Genomic DNA, 8408 nt, shown 5'->3' with positions numbered 1-8408 from the left:
TGTTTTTTTATGTGACTAATATGTAATTTTATAGATTTAAGTATTTTAGGTATAATATATTTAAATAGATTTAAAGAAGGAGAAATATTATGGTGAGAGTACTTATGGTTGAAGATGATAATACTATTGCTTTTGGCGTTAAGTATGCCTTAGAGCAAGAAGGATTTAATGTAGATATATCAAAAGATTTAGAAAGTGGGAGAGAAAATCTTAATAATAATGAATATAGTATAATTCTTTTAGATGTAACCTTACCAGATGGTACAGGTTATGAACTTTGTAAAGAAATAAGGTCCACATCAGAAGTTCCGATAATATTTTTAACGGCTTGTGATGAAGAAGTAAATATTGTAATGGGATTAGATATTGGTGGAGATGACTATATGACAAAACCTTTTAGAGTTAGAGAGTTGATTTCTAGAATAAAAGCTGTTTTAAGAAGAAAAAGTGGATATAGTAAAGAAAATAAAAAGATACTAAAATTTGGAGATTTAAGTATTCATACGCTTGAAGCAAGGGTTTATAAAAATAATGAAGAGATATTTTTAACATCTGTTGAGTACAAGCTTTTATTGATATTAATTCAAAATAAAAATACAGTGCTTAGCAGAACTCAAATATTAGAAAAACTTTGGGATGTAACTTATGATTTTGTTAATGATAATACACTTACAGTTTACATAAAGCGTCTAAGAGAAAAAGTTGAAGATGATTCATCGACTCCTAAAAAGATAATTACGGTTAGAGGATTAGGATATAAATGGGTAGGATGTGAAAATGATGTTAATATTTAATCCTGAGATAAAAAGTTTTTTAAGAAAATATATATTAGTATTTATTATTTTTATAACTATATCATTTGGAGTTAGTATACTATCGTTAAATATAATAAAAAATAGTGTAGTTGAAAATAATCAAGCAATAATTGGAAACATAGTAAAAAAGTATCCTAATTTAGAAATGGACATAGTGGCGATAATAACTCAAGGTAGAGATAAAAATAATATAGAACTAGGCAAAAATATACTAGCTAAATATAATTACGATAAAAGCATAGATCTAAATAATGAATCGATTATAAATAAAAGCTTAAATGATATTATAAAAATAAATAATGTATTTATAATTTTAATATTTACTACTATTTTAATGTTAGTTTTAATTTATTTTAAGAAGATATATAAAGATATAAAAGATATGACAAATTATGTTTATCTTAGTTCAGAGGGGAAAAAAGTCAATATGATAAATATAAATCAAGAGGGACAAATAGGGCTTTTAAAAACAGAACTTATTAAAATGACTACTATACTCAGAGAGAAAGTTCAACTTTTAAAAGATGAAAAAATATTTTTAAATAATACAATATCAGATATATCACATCAATTAAGAACGCCTATGACATCTCTTATGATATTAAATGATTTAATGTATGATGATATACCTAAAGAAGTTAAATTTGATTTTTTAGATAAAATAAAAAATCAACTAAATAGAATGGATTGGCTTATAAAAAGTATGTTAAAGCTATCAAAAGTTGAAGCAAAGGTTATAAGCTTTAAAAAGGATGAAGTAATAATTGAACATCTTATACATAGAGCAATTCAGCCTATGTTAATTCCAATGGAGATTAAAAATCAAGTATTAAAGATAAATGGAGAAGCCTCAGCAAAATACATAGGAGATATAGATTGGTCAGTAGAAGCTCTATTAAATATAATAAAAAACTGTGTGGAACATACTCCTAAAGATGGAAACATTGAAATAAAATATGAGGAAAATCTACTATTTGCAGAAATAATAATAAAAGATAGTGGAGAAGGTATAGATAAGGGCGATATAGCACATATATTTAAAAGATTTTACAGAGGTAAAAGTAGTAGTAAAGAAGAGAGTGTAGGGATTGGGCTTGCTATGGCAAAATCAATAATAGAAAGTCAAAATGGAGATATATTCGTAAAAAGTGAAAAAAATAGAGGAACAGAGTTTCATATAACTTTCCATAAAACCTATGGTGACTAATATGTCACTTTAAAATTCACTTTATAGTAAGGTGAAGTTTGTAAAATAAAGGTATAAAGTTAATCATTTATGGAGGTAAATATGGAGATTCTAAGAGTAGAAAACTTAACAAAAAGTTATGGAAAAGATGAGACTAAAGTTGATGCACTTAAAAACGTTAACTTATCTATAAACAAAGGAGAATTTGTAGCAATAGTAGGACCAAGTGGAAGCGGTAAATCTACATTACTTCACTTATTAGGTGGAGTAGACAAGCCAACTAGCGGAAAAGTATTTATAAACGATGTTGATATATATAGTTTAAAGACTAAGGATTTATCAATATTTAGAAGAAGAAATGTAGGTCTTATATATCAATTTTATAACCTAATACCAGTATTAACTGCAAAGGAAAATATATTACTTCCGGCAGAACTTGATAATAGAAAAATAGAAAATGAATATCTAAATGACTTACTAAAAACACTTGGACTATATGAAAGACAAAATCATTTACCAAATCAACTATCAGGTGGACAGCAGCAAAGAACATCAATAGGTAGGGCATTAATAAATAGACCAGCAATAGTCCTTGCAGATGAACCTACGGGAAATTTAGATAGTAAAAATTCAAAGGAAATCTTAGAACTATTAAAGTTATCAGTAAAAAAATATAATCAAACTCTAATAATGATAACTCATGATAATAATATAGCTCTTCAAGCTGACAGAGTTATAACTATAGAAGATGGAACTATAAAAAGTGATGAGGTGATATAAATGAATTTATACACATCGTTAACTTTAAGATACTTAAGAGAAAATAAAAAAAGAACAATAGTTACCATAATAGGAATAGTATTATCCACTGCACTTATTTGCGGAATTGGTAATATATATGCAAGTTTAATGGACTATGAAATGAGATCTACTGTTAAAAGAACAGGTGACTTTCATGCAACTTTTTATGATGTTAAAAAAGAAAACTTAGACTATATTACTAAATCTTCAGAAGTTGAAAAGTCTGGAGTTAGTAGTGAATTAGGATATTCAAAGATAAACAAAAATACTAGTAATTTACTAGAGGTAAATGCTTTTGACAAAAATGTTTTTAATGGATTTCAAATTAAATTAAAAGAAGGAAAATTACCTGCAAATAATAGTGAAATAGTATTAAGTGAAAATGCATTAGTAGCTTTGGATAATAAATATAAAGTAGGAGATAAAATAACATTATCAATAGGAGAGAGATTTGATTCTAAAGGAGAAAAGTTAACTGGGTATTGGATAAGTGAAGGTGAATATATAAAAAATCCTAAAGATAGAGAGTTTAAAATTGTTGGAATAATAGAAAATCCAGGATTTGAATCTGGGAACTTAGTTAGTTGTGCTATAACATACTTGGATATAAATAAACTAGATGAAAATACTCCTATAAATTTATCAATTAATATAAGGAACCTAAAAGAGGTATATGATATAGTACCTAAAATAGCAGATAATTCAAATTTAAAATTAGAAAAAAATAAATGGGGAGGCTATAAAAACTTAATATATAATGAACATTTATTAAGATTACTAGGAGCAAGTCAACACGATAATATAAATAATAGTATATCACAGATAGTAATAATGGTTTCAGCTTTAGTTATTATATGTACAGTAGCCACAGTATACAATGCATTTAGTATATCGATAGGAGAGCGTAAAAAGCAATTTGGGATACTAAACTCTATAGGTGCAACAAGTAATCAAATAATGAAGATTGTATTTGCAGAAGGGCTTATAGTGAGTATAATTGCTATACCGATAGGTTTAGCAGCAGGAACACTTGCAATAGATCTTGTATTTAAAATAATAAATGGTTTATTTACTCAATCATTTATAGCAGATTTAGGATTAAAAGTTGTATATAATCCTAAAGTTATAATACTTAGTGCGATAGTAGTTTTAATAACTATATTTATATCTGCAATACTACCTGCAATAACTGCAGCTAAAGTATCTCCATTAGATGCAATAAAAAATACTTCAGAGTATAAAATAGGTAAGGTAAAAAACTCAAAGCTAATTAAATTAATTTTTAAGACTGAGGGAGTACTGGCTTATAAAAATTTAAGAAGAAATAAGAAAAAGTTTAGAATAACTTTATTTTCATTAATTATAAGTGTGGTAATATTTATAACATTCTCTGGATATATGAAAATTATGATGAAGGCAGATTCTATAAGATTAGGACAAATGACTTATGATATTTTAATTGAATCAAATGATAGTCCTAATAAAATAGATAATGATATAATTGATGAAATAAAAAACATTAAGGGAATAAAAGACTTTTCTATAATTCCTAGATGGAACTACGGTGATATTACATTAAATATTAATGAAAAAAATATAAATAATGATAATAAAGAATTAGTAGAATCTATGTACTCTAAAGTTAAGAAAAGTAATGATTATGTATACGAATTTATTAATAGTGAAATAATTTCACCAGGTGATACAGCTATAAGTAATTTAAAATTAAAACAGGGTAGTTTTGATAAAGAAAGTGCTATAGCTGAAAATGGAGTAATACTAGTAAATACAAGCTATCAAGAGTCAAAAGGTAAAAAATCAGAGCTAAATTTAACTAACTATAAAGTTGGAGACACTATAAAAGGCTACAGATTATATTATAATGAAGAAGCTCAAGAAGAGATAAAAGAAGAATTTGAAGTAAAGATAATGGCAATAACTGATGATCTTGTTACAGGGCGTAACGAATATAAAAGTACAGGGTTAGATCTAATAACATATGATGAAGTTTCAAAAAATATAGGATATGAACCTAAAAAAAATGCTATATTCATTGAATCTGATGGGTCAAAAAATACAAAAGATGTTATAAAAGAAATAGCAAAAAAGTATAGGCATAGTGTAGAAGACTCAACTGAAGAAGCATTAAAGATGAAACAAAACTATATGGCAATGCAAATATTTGTATATGGATTTGTATCTGTTATATCTTTAGTAAGCATAACTAATATAGTAAATACTATAAGCACAAATATAAATTTAAGAAAAAGAGAATTAGCTATAATTAGTTCTATAGGAGTTACACCTCAAGGATTCAATAAAATGATATATTTAGAAAGTTTCTTATATGGAGCATTATCATTAATTTATGGGATACCAATAGGTATTGGGCTTATTACTATAATGAACAATACTCTTTCAGAAGTGATAGAATTTAACTTAATACTTCCTTGGGAAGCAATAGGGGTATGTATAATAGGAACATTTGCTATAACGTTTATAGCCTCATATATACCAATGAAAAAATAAGTAAGGAAAATATAATAGAAAATATAAGACAAGAAAGTATATAGAAAATTAAATTAAATACATTAAAAAACTCTTATGAATAATTTATTCATAAGAGCTTTTTATTTTGAGCAACAGGCCTAGTTTATAGGATGTTGATATGATTAAAGTTAATTTTAGTGTCCTGTTAAATCACTTTTACCAAAGCTATCTTTAAAAGGAGTTAACAGTTTGTTTATTGGTTTCTTTAATAATGTTGCTAGTATAACAAATACTCCTAAGAAGATTAGTAGTACATATATATCTTTAGTTAAGTTTGGCATGTAAATTCCAGCTACAGCTTCTCTTTGAGCTGATATTGCATAAGTAAATGGTAAGAATGGATTTACATTTTGGAAAAATTGCGGAGTAACTTGTATTGGGAAAGTACCTCCAGAAGCTGCGACTTGTATAACAAGTAATATAACTGCAACGGCTTTACCAATATTTCCAAGTAATGAAACTAAAGAGTAAACTATGCCAACAAATACTATTGAAGTAAATACTGACAGACCTATAAATAAACCATGATTTAATATATCAACCTTTAATAAATATATATCACCTAAGCTAACAACTAATGCTTGAACTATAGCAATGCTTAAGAAAGTAAGGCCCCTACCAAAGTAAATTTCAAGTGAATTATACTCACCATGAACTTCTGTAGAAAGTAATGATACAAGTAATAAAATACCAACCCATAAGCAAAGCACAGTATAAAAAGGAGTCATACCAGCACCGTAATTTGATATAGGATATAGCTTTTCAGTCACTACATCAACAGGTTGTTTTAGAAATTCTGCTTGTTTAACCGCATCATGTTTTAATAAATTTACTAACTCATCCATATCTTCGCTATTATTAATTTTTTGCATAGCAGTAACTAATTCATCAACGATAGATTTTGCTTTAGGTAATTTTTCTTTTATAAAAGCTATATTATCTTTAGCACTTGAAGAGAAATCTAAAGATGTATTTAATATGTCTTCAACTTTAGGAAGCTTAGCTTCAGCACTTTGTAATACATTTATTGCATCGTTAGCTACACTTAAACCTTGTGAGAATATAGAATTCACAGGAGTTACAATTTGTGAGTCAAAGTTATTTAATAAAGATGATGATATATTGTTTATATCATTAGCAACCTTTAATATAGAATTTAATTTATCTAAAGATGGTTTTTGTCCAGAAGCAATCTGACCTTTAACTGCATCTAAATAAGGTATAGCAGTATTAATTTTTGTATTTATAGCTGTAAGTTGGTCTATAGCACCTTTAAGAGGATGCCCTGGAGTTATATTATCTAATTTAGTTAAGAAATCTATTAAAGTTTTAGTCGTAGAAGATAAACTAGATAATTTAGCATATAAACTATCAACTAATTGAGGCGTATTTTCAGCACCTTTATTAATAGCATCTATTAAACCTTTAACAGAACTAGATGCAGAAGATGATACATTATCAATTATATTTAAGTCATTTTTTATTATAGGAACTACATTATCTAAGCTTCCTTTTGTATTTTCTAAGAATGTTTTTACATCATTTGATAAAGCTTTAGAATTAACTAATGTATTTTTTATAGCAGGCATATCCTTTTGAATATCTTTTATAATATCTGATAATTTAGAAGTAGCATCTCCTGCTAAATTTACAGTTTTAGTTATATCCTTAAATTTGCCTTGAACCTCAACTAAAGAACTTTCTATATTTGAAAGTTTAGGAAGTTGATTTTCAATTTCTACTCCAATACTATTAAATACATCAAAAATTGTTTCACTAACAGTTTTTACAACTGTTTGGTTAACTTCTAATTGAATAGTAGACGCACCTTTATCAGTTATTTTAGGAGCAATTGCATTTATCTTTTCATTTACTGTATATACGATTTTACCTTTTTTAACATCTTCAGTAATTATAGAAGTTAAATCTTTAGAAAAGTCCTCTGGTATTTCTATAAAAGCATAGTATGTACCTTTATTAACACCTTCTAAAGCTTCTTCTTTATCAACAAACTTCCAACCCAAATTTTTGTTATCTTTAAGTTTATCAACAACTTCATTTCCGAAATTAACTTCTTTTCCCGATAGTTCATTACCTTTATCTTTATTTACAACGGCGACAGATATATTTTGGGTATTTCCATAAGGATCCCAAGAAGCCTTAATATTGAACCATGCATATAAAGAAGGTAAAATAGCGAGAGCTATAATAACTATCAATAGAGCAGGGTTAGTAAATATATCTTTTAAATCTTTTTTGTATATTTTGAATATATTCCTCACACTGAGACACCTCCATAAAATTGATCAAAAATGATTAGTTAGATTTATAACTATTTTATTATATTATATTTCTTTTTTTAAATAGTAAGTAAAAATTATGTAACTTTTTGTAAATTAATACATTAATGATTAAAGTATATTTTTTCATTAGCTACCTTATAATAGATAGTTTATGTAATTTACTTAATTTTTATATCATATGTAAAATTATACTGGATTTAAAATTTAAATAAAAATAGAGCACTAATTTAAATAGCACTCTAAGGATTTAACTATTAATGAAATAATTTTAAAAAAGATTAGAAATTATTCCTGTATGTTCGTTTAATATATTTAAACCTATTAATATAAGTATTATTCCACCTGCAATTTGTGCATAGCTTTTAAATACATTACCAATTTTTTTCCCAATTAATACTCCGATAAAGCACATTAAGAAGGTTATTACTCCTATACTTAAGCAAATTGGAAGTATATCTATATTTAAAAAAGCGAAACTAACGCCTATAGCTAAGGCATCGATGCTAGTTGCAATAGATAAAACAATAAGCTCTTTATTATTTAAATCATTTGTGCCTCTAGTATCATAAGATACTTGCTTATCGTCTTCTCTAGCATCAAAAATCATTTTTGAACCTATAAAACTTAATAAGAAAAAAGCAATCCAATGATCTATAGAAGTTATGTAAGATTCAAAACGTATACCAGCGGCCCATCCTAAAAAAGGCATAATGCCTTGGAATAGTCCGAAAAATAGAGCTACTTTAAATGCAA

6 protein-coding genes are annotated in these 8408 nt (G+C 26.5%); 4 read left to right on the top strand and 2 right to left on the bottom strand.

The window, feature by feature from the left end:
* Positions 1-89 precede the first annotated feature (89 nt).
* From BN899_RS10485 to BN899_RS10470, 4 genes are all read left to right on the top strand, one after another.
* Positions 90-794 carry a response regulator transcription factor gene (locus BN899_RS10485; RefSeq protein WP_081712236.1) on the top strand — a complete coding sequence of 235 codons (705 nt, stop codon included), beginning with the start codon at positions 90-92 and terminating at the stop codon, positions 792-794.
* A complete protein-coding gene (locus BN899_RS10480; RefSeq protein WP_242824150.1) occupies positions 778-2022 on the top strand; it encodes a sensor histidine kinase in 1245 nt (414 codons plus the stop codon). Before BN899_RS10485 ends, BN899_RS10480 begins: the two co-directional genes overlap by 17 nt.
* Positions 2023-2103: 81 nt before the next feature.
* Positions 2104-2781, top strand: coding sequence for an ABC transporter ATP-binding protein (locus BN899_RS10475; RefSeq protein WP_042275151.1), 678 nt, complete (start codon positions 2104-2106; stop codon positions 2779-2781).
* Positions 2782-5331: an ABC transporter permease gene (locus BN899_RS10470; RefSeq protein ID WP_242824149.1), complete on the top strand. Its 2550-nt coding sequence runs from the start codon at positions 2782-2784 to the stop codon at positions 5329-5331. It begins immediately after the preceding gene.
* A gap of 155 nt (positions 5332-5486) precedes the next feature.
* Here BN899_RS10470 and BN899_RS10465 read toward each other — a convergent pair whose 3' ends face one another.
* Together BN899_RS10465 and BN899_RS10460 are read right to left on the bottom strand one after the other, a co-directional pair.
* Positions 5487-7634: a YhgE/Pip domain-containing protein gene (locus BN899_RS10465; RefSeq protein WP_042275149.1), complete on the bottom strand. Its 2148-nt coding sequence runs from the start codon at positions 7632-7634 to the stop codon at positions 5487-5489.
* A 289-nt stretch (positions 7635-7923) separates the two neighbouring features.
* Positions 7924-8408 (bottom strand): manganese efflux pump MntP (locus BN899_RS10460; protein WP_042275148.1); only part of this gene is annotated, 485 nt, incomplete at its 5' end.

Source organism: Faecalimicrobium dakarense (assembly GCF_000499525.1).
Classification (GTDB): Bacteria; Bacillota; Clostridia; order Peptostreptococcales; family Peptostreptococcaceae; genus Faecalimicrobium; species Faecalimicrobium dakarense.
This window is presented reverse-complemented; position numbering and strand designations above follow the sequence as displayed.

Coding starts and splice junctions, on each gene's coding strand:
- BN899_RS10485 (WP_081712236.1), top strand. CDS start 90: ATGGTGAGAGTACTTATGGTTGAAGATGATAATACTATTGCTTTTGGC.
- BN899_RS10470 (WP_242824149.1), top strand. CDS start 2,782: ATGAATTTATACACATCGTTAACTTTAAGATACTTAAGAGAAAATAAA.
- BN899_RS10480 (WP_242824150.1), top strand. CDS start 778: ATGATGTTAATATTTAATCCTGAGATAAAAAGTTTTTTAAGAAAATAT.
- BN899_RS10475 (WP_042275151.1), top strand. CDS start 2,104: ATGGAGATTCTAAGAGTAGAAAACTTAACAAAAAGTTATGGAAAAGAT.